The organism is Daejeonella oryzae DSM 19973 (assembly GCF_000422945.1).
Lineage (GTDB): Bacteria > Bacteroidota > Bacteroidia > Sphingobacteriales > Sphingobacteriaceae > Daejeonella > Daejeonella oryzae.
In genome coordinates, this window is sequence record NZ_AUHA01000003.1 from 413,495 (window position 1) to 432,733 (window position 19,239).

Here is a 19,239-nt window from a genome sequence, read left to right on the forward strand (position 1 = left end):
AATTTATTATTATTGTAATAGAGATATTTAATACCCATCAGATGAAATTTACAGTAGACAAACACGAAAAATATGTTTTAATTAAACTCAACGAGTCTAAATTAAACAGCTTAATATCACCTCAGCTTAAATCAGAATTGATATTAACCAATACGGAAGGCCAGCGTAATATGATTTTGGATTTGTCTGCAGTAAAATATTCTGATTCTTCGGGGTTGGGTAGTTTATTGGTTGGACACAGGATTTGTAAAAATTCTGACGGGGTTTTCATCTTAACAGGTATTAACGAAAATATTTCACGTTTGATTTCTATTTCTCAGCTGGAAAATGTATTAACTATTGTGGGTTCTGTAGAAGAAGGCATTGATCTTATTTTTATGGAAGAGATAGAAAAAGAATTAAAGAAAGAAGCAAGATAAAGGGCTTCCATACTGCTCATGAAATTTGAAGTTACAATTTTAGGCAGTAGTTCTGCAACTCCACTTTTTAACAGAAATCCTTCCGCACAATTAATTAATGTAAATGAAAAGTTCTTTCTTCTTGACTGTGGAGAAGGAACACAGCAACAATTACTGCGTTACGGAATAAAAGCTACCCGTATTGATGATATCTTCATCAGTCATTTACACGGCGATCATTACCTCGGAATTGTTGGTTTGTTATCCTCTCTTCATTTAAACGGAAGATCAAAGCCCTTAAATATTTACGGCCCCACAGAATTACAGGAAATTCTGGAGGTATCTTTCAGACATTCTCAAACCATTTTAAGGTACGAAATCAATTTTCATCCAACCCGTACTGATCAGAATGAAAAAATATTTGAGAATTACGATGTAATTATAGAAACCTTTCCTTTAGAACATCGCATTCCATGCACCGGGTTTAAATTTTCTGAAAAACAAAGGTTGCCACGAATTATAAAAGAAAAAGTCGACGAGCTAAATATATCAGTAGAGGAGATTAAACTCATTAAGCGGGGCTATTCCTTTACTGACAGAAAAGGGAAAATTCATCTGCCGGGCGAATTAACCACCGAAGCAGATAAGCCAAAGTCTTACGCCTATTGTTCTGATACGATTTGCAACTGGAAATATCTGGATATACTTAATAATACCGATCTGCTATATCATGAATCAACTTTCATGCACGATATGCTTGAGCGGGCTAAAGAAACATTTCACACAACTTCAGTTGAAGCAGCCGAAGTCGCTTTAAAAGCAGATGTTAAATGCCTGCTTATAGGACATTTTTCTGCACGTTACCGCGATCTGGAACCCATGCTTTTGGAAGCCCGTAACACATTTCCGAATACACTTTTGGCGGAAGAAGGACGGACTTTTGAAGTGTAGTTCAAAAAAAATTCGAATATTCAGGAATTATGTTTAGTAAAGCGAAGATTTAATTTATTAATCTTTCTTTCCTCCAAAAACTGAAAAGCTTACATATCTTTTTGGATTGGCTTTCAAATCGATCATCAGTTTATCCAGATTACCTGCTGCATTATTGAGATTATTATACATTGCAGGGTCGTTAATCATCTGAGATAAAGAACCGCTGCCATTATTAACCTTATTGATAATAACCTGTAAATCAGCAACTGCTTTATTAGCTTCGGTAATGGTTTGAGCAAAATTAGCTTTTGCCACCTCATCGCTTACCTTATCTATATTATTCATGATCGAGGTGATCTTGGAATTGTTGTTTTTAAAGTTTGCTGATATTGATTCAAGATTTCCAAGAATACCAGCAATTTTACTACTTTCTGTTCCTACCAAACCATCAACTTTTCTGCTGGTTCCTTCCAGTGTCTCCAGAGTACGGGCAATACTGGCAAAACTCTTTTCGAAATTTCTTTGAAACTCCGGACTCAACGTAGAATTTACAGAAGTCAAAACAGAATCAAGGCGGGCAATAATTTGTTCTGCCTTTTTCTGAACAGGCTCAACCTGCTCGATAAGGTTTTTCTGGATATTCGAATTTAACGTGTCTCCTTTTACAGCGTATACGTTGCTGCTGCCCAATTCAAAAATAATGGCTTTTCCGCCTAAAAGATCTGTACTTTCTAGTCTTGCGATAGTATTGTTTGGAATAGCAAATTCCGGATTTACTTTAAATTGAGCAAGAATTTGTCCGTTAGGCAATAAGGTTAGATGAGACACCCGACCAATCTGGTAGCCGTTTACAAGTACAGGCTTTGAAACTGCAAGTCCATCCACACGATCATATTTTGCATAGAATTCGTTTTCTTTTGAAAAAACATCGTTTCCTTTTAAAAAACTATATCCTACAATTAATATGACTATAGCTACTGCAGCTAAAACGCCTACTTTTGTTTCGTTGGTAATTCTCATCCGTATAAATTCTTGATTATGGAGTTATATGCGAAATTATTCAATGTTTTTGAATAGCCGCATATATTGTGTTGATAAAATATAAAATTTGATTTTCTGCTAAAACCCCGGGAAGAACTTATTCCGTACCGAATAGAATAAAATGTTGGGTTTTTCAAATCGCTGTTAATTGTTTTAATTGGATTACTCCAATTCTACCTGTCGTTTATAAGTTTGAATTGACTTCAATAAACCTGCCACAATTTCTCTCTGTCCATGATCAGAATTCATGTATTCCTCTTCAGCCGGATTTGAGATAAATCCAATTTCAGTTAATACTGCCGGCATACCTGCTTTTGCCAATACGGCAAGGCTTTGTTCTTTTACTCCACGATCAACTCTGCCGCTTTCTATATATGAATCCTGGATAAATGTAGCTAATTTAATGCTTTGATCTCTAAAAGCATTTTTCATTAAAGAGAGCATGATAATACTTTCAGGATCTTTAGGATCGTACCCTTCATAATTATCTTTATAATCTTTTTCTAAAAGGATAGACGCATTTTCCCGCATAACCACGTCTTGTTCGTCTAAACGGCCGAATCCGGAAACAAAAGTTTCTACACCCCTTGTTGACGTACTTTGAACACTTTTATAAATGGGAATTTTTTGTCCCTTGCTATTTTTCTTGTATCCGCTCTGAACTCTTCTGATGGGCATAGAGTTGCAATGGATAGAAATAAAAAGGTCGGCCTTTGCACGATTGGCAATTCCTATACGCTCATATAATGGAATGAAAACATCTGTTGTACGAGTGTAAATCACTTTTACATCTTTCATTTTATCTTCAATAGACTTTCCTAAAAGAAGCGCTACTTTTAGAGCCACATCCTTTTCCTTAGAAAACTGTCCGCGGGTTGCTCCGTCATGACCTCCATGACCGGCGTCAATTACTATAGTTCTGATACGATAGGGGCTTGGGGGGATCTCCTTGCTGAATGAGCTGGACGGCATTATCAGCAATATGCTTAGTATTGTATAAATGAATGTTCTCAATGGTATAATTTTCATTAATTTTGGTCGTATTGTAGTAACTATAAGTGCAAAAATAATATTCATCAGCGAATTTGAAATTTTTTAACTCTTTTTTTAGAACCGGTGCTTTAGTCACTTACATATTTCTTCTCAGTTTAACTGCTTATTCCCAGCAACCTGTTTTAAGGCCCGCGGCATCTAAGCAAGATTCATCTGTGATTTTAAATACAAGAACGGATACTTTAACAAATAAGTCTACGTCCGCATCAGGTTTACAGTCACAAATTAAATACAGTGCAGAAGACTCTATCCGCTTTGATCATGTCAACAATGTAGTTTATTTATATGGCAAAGGCCGTATTGTATACGATGATTTTGAACTTGATGCTGATTACATTCGTCTGGATCAAAAAAATAATATCGCTTTTGCCAGGGGGTATACGGATCCTAAAAACAATCGTTACAGGGGAAGGCCTATATTAAAGCAGGGATCTGAAGCACCTATTACCACAGATTCGCTCGTTTTTAATTATACTACAAAAAAAGGAAAGTCGTACGGAGTTTTTTCTGATGTAGACGGCGGTTATCTTCAGGCAAAACAATTTAAGAAAAATCAGTTTGATGAAGGATTTTTTAAGAATGGAATTTACAGTACCTGCAATCAGCCCCATCCGCATTTTGGCATTCATATAACCAGAGGAATTGTTACCGATAAGCAAATTGTTACCGGGCCAGCCTATCTTGAAGTGGAAGATGTTCCGTTGCCGCTTGGGGTTCCGTTTGGATTTTTTCCAAAACCCAACAGAAGATCCGGAGGATTATTATTCCCATCATTCGGAGAAGATAATTTGAGGGGGTTTTTTATGCGAGATCTTGGTTATTATTTTGGATTAAGTGATTATTGGGATCTGGCTATCCGTGGAAGTCTTTACAGTAAAGGTTCTTACGAAGGGAATACGCAGGCCCGCTATCGTAAAAATTATAAATACGATGGTCAGTTTAGCTTAAGGTATGCTTCTTCAAAAAATGGGGTTGAAGGCACACCTGCATTTGAAAATCCGGCAAAAGATTTTAATATTACCTGGAACCATTCGCAAAGGCCGGAAGCTAACCCCGGGACAACATTCAGCGCTTCTGTAAATGCCGGTACCGGAAGTTATTTTGCCAATACCGCAGCGGGCGGAACCTATAATTTTGATCAGTTAACACGAAATACGCTTTCCTCAAATATTAGTTATGGAAAAGTATTTGGAAATGGTCTTTTTAATTTTACATCCAGCTTAAGTCATCGTCAGGATCTGGAAACCAGTACTGTATTTCTGGAACTTCCTACATTCAGTTTAAATATGAGCACAATAAATCCTTTTGATAGCAAAGATCGGGTTGGTGAACAGAAGTGGTTTCAAAAAGTGAACGTTGGTTATAGCCTGCAGGGAAGTAATTCTATCAGTACCACCGAAGATCAGTTATTTAATAAGGATGCACTGCAGAAATTCAATAATGGTTTTCAGCATAATATACCCGTGAGTTTATCTCTTAACCTGCTGAAATATTTCCAGTTTAATTCTGGTTTGCAATATAATGAGCGATGGTATCTGCAAACCATTCGTAAAAACTACATACCAAATGCGCTTGATTCTGTTGTCACTGATACTGTGCCGGGATTTAGCAGAGCTTATGAATACAGTTTGAATACCGGATTATCTACCAAATTATATGGACAGCTAAATTTTAAAAAGGGAAAATTTGCTGCGATCAGACATGTGGCAACTCCCTCTGTAAGTTTTAATTATCGCCCGGATTTCGGGTCTGAGCGGTTTGGTTATTATCGTGATCTTAAAATAGGCGATCAAACGGAAAGATATTCAATTTATGAGAATAGACTTTATGGCTCTCCAACCATCGGTAAAACTGCTGGAATTGGTTTTAGTATAGATAATACTATTGAAGCGAAGCGAAGGGCCTCAAAAGACACAACCAGTACAAACCCCGTTTCTGATAAAATACCTATTCTTCAAAACCTAAGCTTTTCAGGTAACTATAATTTTGCGGTCGATTCTTTCCAGTTATCATCCATTGGATTTTCCGGACGTACGTCATTATTTAAACAAAAGGTAGGCATAAATTTTAATGGTTCTTTTGATCCTTACAGTATTGATGAGACGGGCCGAAGACTAAACCAGTTTTCTATTAACAGCGGCAAGATTGCCCGTTTAACCAATTTTGGTTTATCTTTTGATTTTAGTCTGAATTCTGACGCGATGAAAAAGCGTAATGAAAACTTAAATCAGCTTGGGCAGAATTCTCAAAATATTAACCCTCAGCAAGCCCAGGAACTGGCCGCAATAAGCCGGGATCCAAATGCATTTGTCGATTTTAATATTCCCTGGAACATCAGTGCTTCCTATAGTTTTCAATACTCTAAGTTTGCCCTGCAATCTTCTATTACCAATACTTTAAATTTTTACGGTGATTTTAATGTAACCCCTAAATGGAAAGTGCAATACACATCCGGCTATGATTTTCAGCAAAATAAACTGAGTTTAACACAGTTCTCCATATACAGAGATTTGCATTGCTGGGATATGTCTTTCCGGTGGATCCCGATTGGACCGTACCGTAGTTATAGTGTGGACATTAAAGTAAGAGCTTCCGTTCTTCAGGATTTAAAATTAAGCCGACGCCGTGATTATTTTAATAACTTCTAAAACATGTTAGCCGAGATTATAACTATTGGTGATGAGATCCTCATCGGCCAGATTGTAGATACAAACTCTGCCTGGATGGCACAAAAGCTAAATCAAGCCGGCATCCGGGTTAAACAAATCACTTCGGTTTCTGACGCTCGGGAACATATATTGGATGCGCTAAAACTGGCAGCAAGCAGAGCTGATGTTATCTTAATAACGGGTGGTTTAGGCCCTACAAAAGATGACATCACCAAAAAAACACTGGCTGAATATTTTGCGGTCAATTTATATCAGGATGAGGAATCGCTTGAAAATGTAAAACAGATATTTTCCAAGTACAATTCGCCACTGTTGGAGGTTAATATCCGCCAGGCAGATGTACTGGAAAACTGCATTGTTTTGCAAAATAAAAATGGAACCGCTCCCGGAATGTGGATCGAAGACCAAGGTAAGATCTACGTTTCATTACCCGGAGTTCCTTTTGAGATGATGTATCTCATGGAAGAAAATGTAATTCCCAAATTACAGTCCTCATTTAAATTACCGGCGATTGTTCATCATACCATTTTAACATCGGGAATCGGGGAATCCTTTTTAGCTAAAGAAATTGAAGATATTGAAGATTCGTTGCCGGATCATATAAAACTGGCCTACTTGCCAAGGCTTGGTCAGGTTAGACTTCGGTTAAGCGCATATGGTAGTTCTGAAGAGGTTTTGAAAGAAGAATTAAAAGTCTACTCCCAAAAAATAATTAACAGAATTTCCTCTCATGTCGTTGCAGAACTTGATATTTCGCTCGAGAAAATCATTTTAGATTATATGCACTCCCGAAATTTAACTTTATCTACTGCAGAAAGTTGTACGGGAGGCTATATTTCGCATCTAATAACTCAACTGCCAGGCTGCAGTGCCGTATTTGTTGGCGGAGCAGTGTCATATTCTTATAAACTTAAACAGATTATGCTGGGAGTAAATGAGAAAACTCTCGAGGAATTTGGTGCAGTAAGTGAGGAAACCGTAAAGGAAATGGCGCTTGGTGCAATTAAAAATTATGACTCTGATTATTCTGTTGCTGTAAGCGGAATTGCAGGTCCGGATGGTGGTTTACCGGATAAACCCGTGGGAACAGTCTGGATCGCGGTAGCCAACAGAAATAGAGTGAAGGCAAAAAAGTTTCAGTTTGCAAATAAAAGAGCACAAAATATAGAGCGGTCTGCTATTAACGCTTTAACAATGCTTTTTAAATTTCTCAAAGAAGATCATCCATAATCTAAAAATCTTATTTTTGCTGAAATTAGATTATCATTTATAGAAGTGCTGGTAAATACTATTCGTAAATCAATCAATTAAAACCTCAATCAAATTATTTAAATATGGCTCAATACGAATTATTATTGCCAAAAATGGGTGAAAGTGTTGCAGAAGCTACGATCATAAAATGGGTTAAGCAACCCGGTGATATGATAGAAGTGGATGAATCAGTTTTGGAAATAGCTACAGATAAAGTTGATTCAGAAGTGCCATCTCCAACCGCAGGTAAACTTTTAAAGGTTTTATTTAATGAAGACGATGTAGTTCAGGTAGGGGCAGTAATTGCTATTATCGAAACGGATGCAAATGCCGCTACAAAAGCAGATGAAATAGCTGTTCCTGCTGATAAAGAAAAACAAACAGCTGTTAAAGAAGAAAAAATTCCGGGTAGTGAGCAGTTAGAAATTGCTGCAGAAAATAAACCGAAGCCTGCAGATTACAGTGATTCATCCCGCTTTTATTCTCCCCTGGTAAAAAGTATTGCTGCCGAAGAAGGAATTAGTTTAAGTGAATTAGACACTATTAAAGGTTCAGGCTCAGAAGGCCGGGTAACCAAACAGGATATACTTGAATTTGTAAGTCAAAAATCAGGCAATACAAAAACCGCCTCTGTACCTGATTCTCCAATTAGTCAAAAAGCACCTGCAGTTCCTGTAGAAAAACCTCAGGCAACTGCACCGGCAGCGGTTGTTTCCGTTTCAGGAGGTGATGAAATTATTGAAATGGACCGCATGCGCAAACTCATTGCCGATCATATGGTAATGAGCAAGCAGACATCGCCCCATGTTACATCTTTCGTTGAAGCTGATGTGACCAATATTGTAAAGTGGCGTGAACGTGTTAAAAACAATTTTGAAAAACGCGAAGGAGAAAAAATAACTTTTACTCCAATTTTTATTGAAGCTTTGGCTAAAGCGATTAAGGATTTGCCAATGATCAATGTATCCGTAAACGGAACTCAGATCATTAAGAAAAAAGATATCAATATTGGTATGGCCGCAGCTTTACCTTCCGGAAATTTAATTGTTCCGGTAATAAAAAATGCAGATCAGCTAAATCTGGTGGGCTTAACCAAATCGGTAAATGATTTGGCCCGCCGTGCCCGACAGTCTAAATTGAAGCCGGATGAAACTCAGGGCGGTACATTTACAATGACGAATGTGGGTTCCTTTGGCAACGTTATGGGAACTCCGATTATTAATCAGCCGCAAGCAGCAATTTTAGCGGTGGGCGCAATCAAGAAAAAGCCTGCTGTAATTGAGACAGAATATGGAGACGTTATTGCCATCAGACACATGATGTTTCTCTCTTTATCTTATGATCACCGTGTGGTTGATGGTTCTTTAGGAGGGTCGTTTGTACGCAAAGTTGCCGACTATCTGGAAGCATGGGATGTAAACCGCGAAATATAATCTAACATATTTTTTAAAAAAGGCCTTCCAGTTTAACTGAAAGGCCTTTTTTGTATATTTTAATGAGTATGGATTAATTCCTGAATCTGCTCTTCTATAAGTACATGGCTTTCATCTTCAGGAATTTCAGCAATAAAGGCACCATTTTCCCTTATAAATTCAACATTCCTGATCAGATTTTCCAGCGATATTTTTCCTATTATGAACTGGAAATTTGCAGAGTAAAATCTTTCTGAAATAGTTTCAAATTCTAAATTATTCAGCAAACTTTCATCAGTATATCTCAGGTAAACATTCAGAATCAAATCATTGCTATGATTTACCCTGTTTTTTTGATGATACTTTTTATATTCATAACGATACTGATACCGAAGAGCGGCAATATCTGATAATACTGCTGCGCCGGTTGGATGTCCGCCGGCACCTTTACCAAAGAAAAATTGCTGATCTGCAAAAGCAGCCTGCACAATTACTCCATTGTATTCATTTTCTACATTATATAAAAAGTTATCTGACCGGATCATTTTTGGGAGCACCAGCAAAACAGATGTTTCATCACTGTTTTTCCGGGCCGAAGCAATCAGCTTAATTTTATAGTTTTTCTCTCTTGCATATTGAAGATCATGCGGGGATAAACTTTGTATACCAATGTTTAAGACCTCTGCCGGGTTAATAAAGGTTCCATAGGCATGAGCTGCTGCAATTACAAGTTTAAACTTTGGATCAAAACCACCTACATCCAGTGTGGCATCAGTTTCTGCAAATCCTAAATCTTGTGCTTGCTTAAGCGCAGTATCATAATCTAAACCTTCATTAAATATTTTAGATAGAATATAATTTGATGATCCATTAAAAATCCCGCTTATGGAATACAATAATTCATTATCATAATATTCTTCAAGATTTCTGATTATAGGAATACTGCCACATACAGCTCCTTCATATAGCAAAGAAGTTCCGTGTTGCTGCTGTATTTCAACCAGTTCTTTCAAATGCTCGGCTATCATTTTTTTATTAGCCGAAACTACATTTTTGCCGCTTTTTAATGCTCGTGATACAATTACAAAAGCTGTATCAGCATCGTTTATCAGTTCTACAATCGTATTAATGTCCGGATTCAGTAAAACCTCATCAATATTTGTAGTGAAATAATCTGAAGGAAGGGATCTTTTTTTTGAAGCGTCTTTAATAACTATTTTTTTGAGATCAATATTCAGGTCCTTGCTGCTGATAATATCATAAAGTCCCTGGCCGACAACGCCGAATCCAACTAATCCAATTGTTAATTTCTTATCCATTTATATTTAATTGTGCAGGTTTAACTCAGGCTTTCCTATGGCTGAGTCTTTTAAAAATTTGCTGATGATTTTTGTTAATAATTCCGTTTCGATCAGAAAACCATCGTGTCCGTACAATGAATCTATTAGTTCAAATTGTGCATGAGGAATATGTTCAGAGAGAAAAATCTGCTCCTCAACGGGAAAAAGTACGTCTGATGTAATCCCCACTATCAGCGTACGGGCTTTTATTAAACTTAAAGCATTTTCAACCGTTCTGCGGTTGCGCCCAACATGATGACTATCCATCGTTTTACTTAAGTAATAATAGCTGAACGCATTGAACCGGTTTACAAGTTTTTCACCCTGATAATTCTGGTAAGAAGCAGCTTTAAAATCGCTGGTTTTCTCGTGTGATTCTTCATTTTGGGTGAACTTATAAGTTTGATAATTTCGGTAGGATAGAAGCGCAATGCTACGGGCCGCCTTTAATCCCTTGTTTCCACCATCAGGCGACATCGAATAGAACGTGCGGTCGGCAGTTATTGCCATGCGCTGACTTTCGTTAAATGCAATTCCCCAGGAAGAATGAACCGAATTAGTAGCAAGTAAAACCAGATTTTTAATTTTTTCAGGTTCCATTATAGACCATTCTAAAGCTTGTTGACCGCCCAGAGATCCACCAATGAGTAAACTGATTTCTTCAATATCCAGATGGTTTGCCAAAAGCTGATGAGCCGATACCAGATCACGTACAGTTAATTCGGGAAAGGAAAGGTAGAATGGCAATCCGGTTTCTTTGTTCAGGCTTAAAGGATTACTGCTTCCGTAATGAGATGACAATATATTTGCGCAAACAATGAAATGTTCATCCGGATTAAATAAATTATTGTAGCCAAAAAGTCCTTTCCACCAATCAAATACGTCAGAATTTGCCGTTAATGCATGACATACCCAAATAACATTGCTTTTTTGCTGATTTAATTTCCCGTAGGTATGAAAAGCAATTTGCAATTCCGGCAGTTTTTTACCGCTCTCTAAAACGAATGGATCTTTATAATTGAAAACCTGATATCCCATTGAAATGACTGAAACTTAAAATATATTATTAGACAAGTACCGGTTCCAAATTTTTAATAACAGAAAACGCCTGTTCCAGATCTGCTTTAATATCATCCAGGTGTTCAATCCCTACTGAAATGCGCAGTTGAGATTCCTTAACACCGGCAGCTTTTTGTTCTTCGGCTCCTAACTGCTGGTGAGTAGTTGCGGAAGGTTGAATAATCAGTGTTTTGGCATCGCCTACATTTGCCAGATGACTGATTAACTTTAAGCTGTCAACAAATTTAGTAGCCGCTTCTTTTGGACCTTTAAGTTCAAAGGACAAAACTCCACCAAAACCATTTCTTAAATATTTTTTAGCATTGGCATGATAAGGACTGTCGGGTAAACCCGGGTAATTTACTTTCTCTACCTGCGGATGATCCTTTAACCATTTTGCTAATTCCAGCGCATTATCTACATGTCTTTGAACTCTTAAAGAAAGAGTTTCTAATCCCTGAATTAAAAGGAATGAATTGAATGGAGAAATTGAAGGTCCAAAATCGCGTAATCCTTCTACACGGGCACGGATAATAAACTGGATGTTTCCAAAATTGCTCCCAATTCCAAACACATCGTTAAAAACTAAGCCGTGATAACCTTCTGAAGGTTCACTGAATTGCGGATATTTACCATTTCCCCAGTTGTAATTACCTCCGTCTACTATTACGCCGCCAATGGAGGTTCCATGACCACCGATCCATTTGGTAGCTGACTCAACTACAATATTTGCCCCATGTTCAAGCGGCCGGAATAAATAGCCTCCAGCGCCAAAGGTGTTGTCTACTATTAGAGGAAGATCATGCTTCTTAGCAATGGCCGCTATTTTTTCAAAATCCGGAACATTAAACTCCGGATTTCCGATAGTTTCTATATACAATGCTTTGGTTTTGTCATCGATGAGTTTTTCAAAACTTGCCGGCTCATCGCCATTGGCAAAACGAGCTTCAATACCTAATCTTTTAAATGAAACTTTAAACTGATTGTAAGAACCACCATACAGAAATGAGGTAGATATAAAATTATCTCCCGACTGAAGAATATTTGAAAGGGCAATAAATTGCGCTGCCTGTCCGGAGGAAACCGCTAATGCGGCTACACCGCCTTCTAAAGCCGCAATACGCTTCTCAAAAACATCGGTCGTGGGATTCATTATTCTTGTATAGATATTTCCGAATTCTTTGAGCGCAAACAGATTGGCACCGTGTTCCGAATTATTAAACACATAAGAAGAAGTCTGGTAAATTGGAACAGCCCGGGATCCGGTTGTAGGATCTGGTTCCTGACCCGCATGTATTTGCAGGGTTTCAAATTTTAAGTTGGGAGTTGACATATTGTAATGATTTATAGGTAAAACTTAAATAGTATGTTGTAAAGCTGTATAGGAAAGAGATCTGCGAAAGCAGAAGCAGGATTATAATTCTGAAAAAAAAGAATTACGATAAACCTGCTTAACAAATGCAACAACACATATACTGCATTGGAGTATAAGGCTTGCTGAAAATAGAGGAAATGGAAAAGTTCTCTGAAGAGAAAAAATCGAAGAAATAAATTTTTCTTTGCATGGCTGTAAATATTTATAGTTTCCGGTAATTACCGGACAGGAATTGGCACCTTCCCCGAAACCGATCGGGGGGTTGTCAGCGGGTCATAGAGCCTGATCTCTCGCCACTTCTGTATAAATCAAAACCTTTACGATTATTGATGACAGATTGGTATTGCTACCAAATAATATTTCAAATATATGTTGAAAAGAATCTAATTTCCAAATTAAATATTTAATAATTGAAAATTGTAGGTTAAGATGACGTATTTTATTGCAATGCCTGGTTTAAATCAGCTATCAAATCATCACTGTTTTCTAAGCCGATGGAAGCCCGTATTAAATTTTGCGGAGTTTTAGTTTCCGGTCCTTCAATAGATGCCCGGTGTTCAATTAAACTTTCAACGCCGCCAAGGCTGGTTGCCTGGGTAAAGAGTTTTACTTTGTTAACCACTTTTAAGGCAGCCTGATCAGTACCGTTTACTAAAAATGAAATGATGCCGCCAAAACCATTCATCTGATTTTTAGCAATTTTATGCTGAGGATGACTGATTAATCCGGGATAATAAACCTTTTCTACGGCAGGATGATCTTCCAAGAACAGGGCAATTTTCATAGCGTTTTCTTCATGACCACGCATTCGGTAAGGCAAGGTTTTAATTCCGCGGACCGTCAGAAAGCAATCAAAAGGCGAAGGTATGGCACCGCCCAATGTCTGCACATTTCTGACTTTCTCCCAGAAAGGGTTTAATTCTTTACAGATTAAAGCACCGCCGCATACATCACTGTGTCCGCCAATATATTTTGTGCTCGAATGCATGACGATATCGCATCCTAATACTAAAGGATTTTGAAAAACAGGGCTCGCGAATGTATTGTCGCAGGCTACAATAATATTATTCTTTTTAGCAAGGGTAACAACTTCAGCAATATCTGTAATTTTTAACAGCGGATTTGAAGGTGTTTCAATCCATATTAAACGGGTATTGCTTTTTATGGCTGAGCGTATTTTCTCGGTATCTGTACAATCCACAAAATCTATTTCTAAAGTTTGGGCATAAATTTCTTTGAGCTGGTTTTTTAATCCGTGATACATATCTTCAGGAGCAATAATGTGGCTGCCGGCTTTTAAAGATTGAAAAACTGCGTTTCCAGCTGCATTACCTGAGGAAAAAGCGCAGGCATCAGCTCCTCTTTCAAGCTGCGCCAGAACATTTTCCAAAGATTTTCTATTCGGATTATCAGCTCTTGTGTAAATAAATCCACCCGGATAATCTCCATCAGCGCCACGCTCATAAGTTGTTGATAACGTAATTGGCTGTATAACGGCACGGCTTCCAGTTTCAATTTTATTGCCCGCGTGAATAGCGATAGTTTCCAGTTTCATAATTTATTTATTGACATCAAAAGGTAAACTTACCATATGATAAAGGTTAATTCAAGTATCAGGATAATAATTGTTTTCTCATTTTGTATTTTTGAACAAAGTTGAAATATGAATTCTTTAGATACTCTGAATATACTGCTGCAAAACCCGGATCTTGATTCTGACCTTAAATTAATTGCCGAAAAAATAAGGGATGATAACCGGATCAGTTTTAATGAAGGCGTTTTATTATATGAAAAAGCAGAGCTAGGCTACCTGGGTATTCTGGCAAATTTCATTCGCGAAAAGCGCCATGGAGATAAGACCTATTTCAATAGAAATTTCCATATAGAGCCTACCAATCTGTGTATTTATGATTGTAAGTTTTGTTCTTATTCCCGCCTTTTAAAACAAAAATCGGAGGGCTGGGAATATACCATGGAAGAAATGCTGGACATTGTAAAAAAATACGATGAACAGCCTGTAACAGAAGTGCATATTGTTGGAGGAGTATTGCCTCAGTATGATCTTCACTTTTACTCACAACTTTTTACCTCCATTCATCAGCATCGTCCGGAGCTGCATGTTAAGGCATTAACGCCGGTTGAATATCATTATATGTTCAAAAAAGCGAAGATTGATTATGCTTCGGGAATGAAACTGATGAAAGAGGCCGGCCTGGATTCCATCCCGGGAGGAGGAGCAGAAATTTTCGACCCCGAAATACGTGAGCAAATTGCTAAAGATAAATGTACGGGTGAACAGTGGCTTCAAATTCACGAAGAATGGCATAAACTGGGAATGCGCTCCAATGCGACAATGCTGTACGGACATATAGAAGAATATAAACACCGGGTAGATCATCTGGATCAGCTTCGAACTTTACAGGATAAAACTGGCGGCTTTCAAACGTTTATTCCGTTGAAATTCAGAAATCAGGATAACCAGATGTCACATGTTCCAGAAGTTTCGGTTATCGAAGATCTTCGTAATTACGCAATCTCCAGAATATATCTTGATAATTTTGATCATATCAAGGCTTATTGGGCAATGATCAGCAGAGATACAGCTCAATTATCTTTAAGTTTTGGTGTGGATGATATTGATGGAACGTTGGATGACACCACCAAAATATATTCAATGGCCGGAGCAGAAGAACAGCATCCGGCAATGAGTACGAAGGAAATCGTAGATCTGATCAGGCATGTGGGAAGAAAACCAATTGAAAGAGATACGCTTTATAATGTACTTACAGATTATACTGATTTTGTGTTTCCTGATGAAGTAAAACCAAAATATTATAAACTTCCTGTTGTACAGCCTGCGGCTGATATGGCTCTTAATAATTTACAGGATTAATTTAAATATGACAGAAATACCGGCAAATAATCCCGAGCTGAATACCGATTCAAATAAAGCAACTTTAAAAACTATTTATATAATTCGCCACGGTGAAACTGATCTGAATAGAAGGGGAATAGTGCAGGGCAGGGGAATGAATACAGATTTGAATGAATTTGGAAAACTTCAATCAGACGCATTTCATCAGGCATACCAGCATGTTCCATTTGATAAAATATATACATCTACCTTAAAACGAACTCACCAAACAGTTCAGAAATTTATAGATTCCGGAATTGCATGGGAGCAGTTTCCCGGTTTGGATGAATTAGCCTGGGGGATTTACGAGGGAAAAGACAGTACCGAAGAAACTAAATCTGCATTTAGGAACATGACGCACAATTGGAGCCAGGGAGATCTTCATCATAAATTTGAACAAGGCGAAAGTCCGCTGGAGGTAAAAGAACGACAGTTGATTGTTATACAACATTTGCTTCAAAATACCGAAGACAGGAATGTTTTAATCTGCATGCATGGTAGAGCATTAAGGTTATTTCTTTGCCTTTTAACCAATATTCCACTCACAGAAATGGACAAGTTCCCCCACTTAAATACAACTTTATACAAAGTGATTTATGATGGAATTAGCTTCCGGATTGACGACTTTAATAATACAGATCACCTGAAATATCTTCTCGCAAATAAAAAGTGAATAAAATAAAAATCTCCGCAGTTTCATATACAAACACCAAACCTTTTGTTTACGGATTAACACATTCTGAAATCATTAATAAGATTGATTTGAGCCTGGATATTCCTTCAACATGCGCTAATAAATTAATTGATAATCAGGTTGATATAGGTTTAGTTCCGGTTGCTGCATTGCTCCGAATTCCGAACTATGAAATTATATCTGATTATTGTATAGGTGCTGATGGCGCAGTTAATTCGGTGTATATTTTTAGTGAAAAACCAATTGAAGAAATAGAAACAATCCGCTTAGATGAACAGTCGCGGACCTCAAATAACCTGGCATTGGTTCTTCTTAAAAACTACTGGAAGGTTGGGCCGCGGGTGGTAATCGGAAATGCAGACGCATTTGTTCAAATTGGCGACCGAACTTTTGGAAAAAGTGATCAGTATCCGTATGCGTATGATTTAAGTCAGGAGTGGAAAAAATTTACCGGACTGCCTTTTGCCTTTGCCGTTTGGGCAGCAAATAAAAAAATTGAACCCGCATTTATCAGCGAATTCAATTTGGCATTAAAGTTTGGACTGGCTAACCGGGAGCAGATAATTCCGGGTCTCCCTGAATATAAAAATTTTGATTTAGCAGATTATCTGATGCATAAGCTTGACTTCAATCTGGATGAAAAGAAGAAAGAAGCCATTTCAAAATTTCTTGATCTGGTTAAAGATTTATAAAAACCGGATTAAGATTTGGTAATCGCATTTAAAACGTGTTCGATAGCTTTATCTACAACTTTTTGAGGATCGTTACTGAATTCAAATTTTACCCTGCTCGCTAAAATTGCATTTACAGATAAAGCTTTATGTCCTAATACTTTGGCTAATGCGTAAATACCAGCTGTTTCCATTTCGAGATTAGTTATCCTGCGGGATCCGGATCTGAAAGAATTAAACAGGGAAATTAAGGAAGGCACCGCATTTTTTGCCCGTACTTCACGTCCCTGCGGGGCATAAAAACCGGGGGTAGTAGCGGTTATACCTTTTAATAAATCTTTACCAATTTTATTCAATAAACCGGGGTCTGCGGAAGTTATGTAAGGCGAAATTCCCTGTAAATGATGTAAATGAGATTTGATATCATCCTGAATGTTGTGTTCATCAGCAGAAAGCTGATGTATATAATAATGCATGAGTGAATCCAGTCCAACAGCAAATTCAGAAACCAATAAGGTGCCCATAGGAATATCTTCCTGAATAGCTCCCGAAGTACCGATGCGAATAATTTCCAGGCTTTTTAACTCATCCTTAACTGTTCTGCTTGCAAAATCGATATTAACAAGCGCATCCAGTTCATTAAAAACAATATCAATATTATCAGTACCAATTCCGGTAGAAATAACTGTAATTCGTTTTTTGCCCAGATAGCCGGTGTGGGTTATAAATTCGCGTTTGCCTTTTTTTAATTCAATGCTGTCAAAATGCCGGCTCACTTCTCCAACCCGATCCGGGTCTCCAACAGTGATTATGGTATCCGCCACATCTTCGGGTACTAAATTTAAGTGATATATACTTCCGTCGGGATTAATAACGAGATCTGATTCTGCTATTGCTTTCATACAATTAATATTTAGATAGGTGTAATTAGCTGGTTTTATCCAGAGCTAAAGTACAATAACGAATCAATTGTAGACTGGTAATTTAACCTGAATCTTCTGAGTTAATATGAATTGCAATTAATTAAATTTATCTTGATAATTTAATCATCAACCTTATCTTTAAGAGAATTTAAAACCTTAATGTTAAATTATAATTAAATAACGATGCAGAATTACCTTGCTATTATTAGAATATAATATATATAGTAAATATATACGCAGGTTTTAATTTAATCATGTGTATACATACTAGTTAGGTGTAATTACCCTGCTGTATAAAAGGAGTATGGCGGGATGACGGACTTTCAATAAAAGTAAATTGACTTTATAAGTTATAGATAACACAAAACCATCTCACTATTGCTATAACAATCCCAATAAACCTATAAGCATTGACAAAAGAAGAAATAATAAAAATAATTGCAATAGCACTGATAGGCTCATTGAGTAAATCATTTTTTGACAATATTCTTGGCAAGTATATTCCAGATAAGAATATACTTAGCTCTTATATAAAAAAATGTTTACTTTTTTCATTGCGATACATCACTCCTGCATATTTTTTAATAGAACTTTTTATATCAGAAACCATAGTTGATAAGGGCTTCATTTTCCAAGTTGTATTACTATTTTCTGTTTTGGGTTTTAACGTTATTCTTGACCTATTTGGCAACTTGTTGAGTATATTAAAATCACAATCAGCTATAATTGAGAAGATTGTGCAAAGAAATTCACGATGAATGCCTTAGGTATTGGCAGGGTATAAATTATCTGCTTCTTAAATATTAACTTAATTGATTAAACTTTCAAAAACAAAAAATATGAAAATTAATGACTATAATTCACTTGACGACATATCTGAAAAAGATATGCTGAAATTTCTTTATGCAAATCAAATCCAGATAATGCGCCAAATAAGCAATCTTCAATGGCATTTAGACAGGAGGGAAGATAAAGACATTCAACTTCAAAGCCCAGAAAATGATGTAAAAATGTTTGTTGATAAAACAGATACTTTTACTAAACAGGTTAATAATTTTTTGGCAAAAGATGATTTAGATAAAGGTGTACTCAAACTTTAATACTAAAAGAAGTTGTAATTATTAATCCAGTCAGGTTCTGGTTTTCCTCAATATGTAAGTTTACCATTAACAAATCTGCGTATTCTTCTATAAAAGAATTTAATTAATTAACACAGTTTTGAATTTCAGCCTTAGCAGACTTTTCTTTATTAAAATCAGGCAATACTAATGGTTCCGTAGCTTTAAATATTAACTACAGCTAACATTGCATTTGCGCAAATGGGCTGTCGTGGTGAAACTTATTTTATTACTTACTTTTTGATTGTTTCGGTTATCATAGCATAAGGGGGTAACTCCCATCATCGCAAATACTAACCGTTAGGGGCAAATGGTAAAAAAAACACCACAAATGCCATAAACGACTACTAATTGAAAAGCTCACTTTGCCAGGAATCGAATGAAATAC

General features: G+C 36.9%; 17 protein-coding genes and 1 riboswitch. Of the genes, 10 read left to right on the forward strand and 7 right to left on the reverse strand.

Annotated features, from left to right (window positions below):
• The first annotated feature begins 41 nt into the window (after positions 1–41).
• Together G521_RS0109400 and G521_RS0109405 are read left to right on the forward strand one after the other, a co-directional pair.
• The gene (locus G521_RS0109400) at positions 42–419 is read left to right on the forward strand and encodes an STAS domain-containing protein (protein ID WP_026898306.1); all 378 of its coding nucleotides are present in this window, start codon (positions 42–44) and stop codon (positions 417–419) included.
• Between the two features lie 18 nt (positions 420–437).
• On the forward strand, positions 438–1,349 hold the full coding sequence (locus tag G521_RS0109405; RefSeq protein ID WP_026898307.1) for a ribonuclease Z: 912 nt from the start codon (positions 438–440) through the stop codon (positions 1,347–1,349).
• A 57-nt stretch (positions 1,350–1,406) separates the two neighbouring features.
• On the opposite strand, the gene G521_RS0109410 is transcribed toward G521_RS0109405, so the two are convergent.
• A complete protein-coding gene (locus tag G521_RS0109410) occupies positions 1,407–2,351 on the reverse strand; it encodes an MlaD family protein (protein WP_026898308.1) in 945 nt (314 codons plus the stop codon).
• Between the two features lie 183 nt (positions 2,352–2,534).
• Positions 2,535–3,401, reverse strand: coding sequence for an N-acetylmuramoyl-L-alanine amidase family protein (locus tag G521_RS0109415; protein WP_026898309.1), 867 nt, complete (start codon positions 3,399–3,401; stop codon positions 2,535–2,537).
• A gap of 179 nt (positions 3,402–3,580) precedes the next feature.
• Between G521_RS0109415 and G521_RS0109420 the strand changes: the two genes are divergently transcribed.
• The 3 genes from G521_RS0109420 to G521_RS0109430 all read left to right on the forward strand — a co-directional run bounded on the left by G521_RS0109420 (position 3,581) and on the right by G521_RS0109430 (position 8,778).
• Positions 3,581–6,073, forward strand: a complete 2,493-nt coding sequence (locus G521_RS0109420; protein WP_245580854.1) for a putative LPS assembly protein LptD — start codon at positions 3,581–3,583, stop codon at positions 6,071–6,073.
• 3 nt (positions 6,074–6,076) lie between these two features.
• On the forward strand, positions 6,077–7,324 hold the full coding sequence (locus G521_RS0109425) for a competence/damage-inducible protein A (RefSeq protein ID WP_026898311.1): 1,248 nt from the start codon (positions 6,077–6,079) through the stop codon (positions 7,322–7,324).
• A 104-nt stretch (positions 7,325–7,428) separates the two neighbouring features.
• Complete coding sequence (locus tag G521_RS0109430) at positions 7,429–8,778, forward strand: dihydrolipoamide acetyltransferase family protein (protein WP_026898312.1); 1,350 nt, start codon at positions 7,429–7,431, stop codon at positions 8,776–8,778.
• 59 nt (positions 8,779–8,837) lie between these two features.
• On the opposite strand, the gene G521_RS0109435 is transcribed toward G521_RS0109430, so the two are convergent.
• From G521_RS0109435 to G521_RS0109450, 4 genes are all read right to left on the reverse strand, one after another.
• Positions 8,838–10,076, reverse strand: a complete 1,239-nt coding sequence (locus tag G521_RS0109435) for a homoserine dehydrogenase (RefSeq protein ID WP_026898313.1) — start codon at positions 10,074–10,076, stop codon at positions 8,838–8,840.
• Between the two features lie 6 nt (positions 10,077–10,082).
• Entirely contained in the window at positions 10,083–11,135 is a 1,053-nt protein-coding gene (locus G521_RS0109440; RefSeq protein WP_026898314.1) for a homoserine O-acetyltransferase family protein, read from the reverse strand.
• A gap of 28 nt (positions 11,136–11,163) precedes the next feature.
• Complete coding sequence (locus tag G521_RS0109445) at positions 11,164–12,489, reverse strand: O-acetylhomoserine aminocarboxypropyltransferase/cysteine synthase family protein (RefSeq protein ID WP_026898315.1); 1,326 nt, start codon at positions 12,487–12,489, stop codon at positions 11,164–11,166.
• A gap of 241 nt (positions 12,490–12,730) precedes the next feature.
• A riboswitch (SAM riboswitch) is annotated at positions 12,731–12,841 on the reverse strand.
• 129 nt (positions 12,842–12,970) lie between these two features.
• The gene (locus G521_RS0109450; RefSeq protein WP_026898316.1) at positions 12,971–14,086 is read right to left on the reverse strand and encodes a trans-sulfuration enzyme family protein; all 1,116 of its coding nucleotides are present in this window, start codon (positions 14,084–14,086) and stop codon (positions 12,971–12,973) included.
• Between the two features lie 108 nt (positions 14,087–14,194).
• Between G521_RS0109450 and mqnE the strand changes: the two genes are divergently transcribed.
• The 3 genes from mqnE to G521_RS0109465 are packed head-to-tail and all read left to right on the forward strand — an operon-like array spanning position 14,195 to position 16,831.
• The gene (mqnE, locus tag G521_RS16890) at positions 14,195–15,424 is read left to right on the forward strand and encodes an aminofutalosine synthase MqnE (RefSeq protein ID WP_051189637.1); all 1,230 of its coding nucleotides are present in this window, start codon (positions 14,195–14,197) and stop codon (positions 15,422–15,424) included.
• A 7-nt stretch (positions 15,425–15,431) separates the two neighbouring features.
• Positions 15,432–16,118: a histidine phosphatase family protein gene (locus tag G521_RS0109460; RefSeq protein ID WP_051189640.1), complete on the forward strand. Its 687-nt coding sequence runs from the start codon at positions 15,432–15,434 to the stop codon at positions 16,116–16,118.
• Positions 16,115–16,831: a menaquinone biosynthetic enzyme MqnA/MqnD family protein gene (locus G521_RS0109465; RefSeq protein WP_026898318.1), complete on the forward strand. Its 717-nt coding sequence runs from the start codon at positions 16,115–16,117 to the stop codon at positions 16,829–16,831. The genes G521_RS0109460 and G521_RS0109465 overlap by 4 nt, the downstream gene beginning before the upstream one ends.
• An 8-nt stretch (positions 16,832–16,839) precedes the next feature.
• Here G521_RS0109465 and G521_RS0109470 read toward each other — a convergent pair whose 3' ends face one another.
• Positions 16,840–17,712, reverse strand: a complete 873-nt coding sequence (locus tag G521_RS0109470) for a nucleoside phosphorylase (protein WP_026898319.1) — start codon at positions 17,710–17,712, stop codon at positions 16,840–16,842.
• A gap of 431 nt (positions 17,713–18,143) precedes the next feature.
• Here G521_RS0109470 and G521_RS18215 point away from each other — a divergent pair, with 431 nt between their 5' ends.
• On the forward strand, positions 18,144–18,491 hold the full coding sequence (locus tag G521_RS18215) for a hypothetical protein (protein ID WP_026898320.1): 348 nt from the start codon (positions 18,144–18,146) through the stop codon (positions 18,489–18,491).
• Between the two features lie 81 nt (positions 18,492–18,572).
• A complete protein-coding gene (locus G521_RS0109480; protein ID WP_155975741.1) occupies positions 18,573–18,833 on the forward strand; it encodes a hypothetical protein in 261 nt (86 codons plus the stop codon).
• The last annotated feature ends 406 nt before the right edge of the window (positions 18,834–19,239 follow it).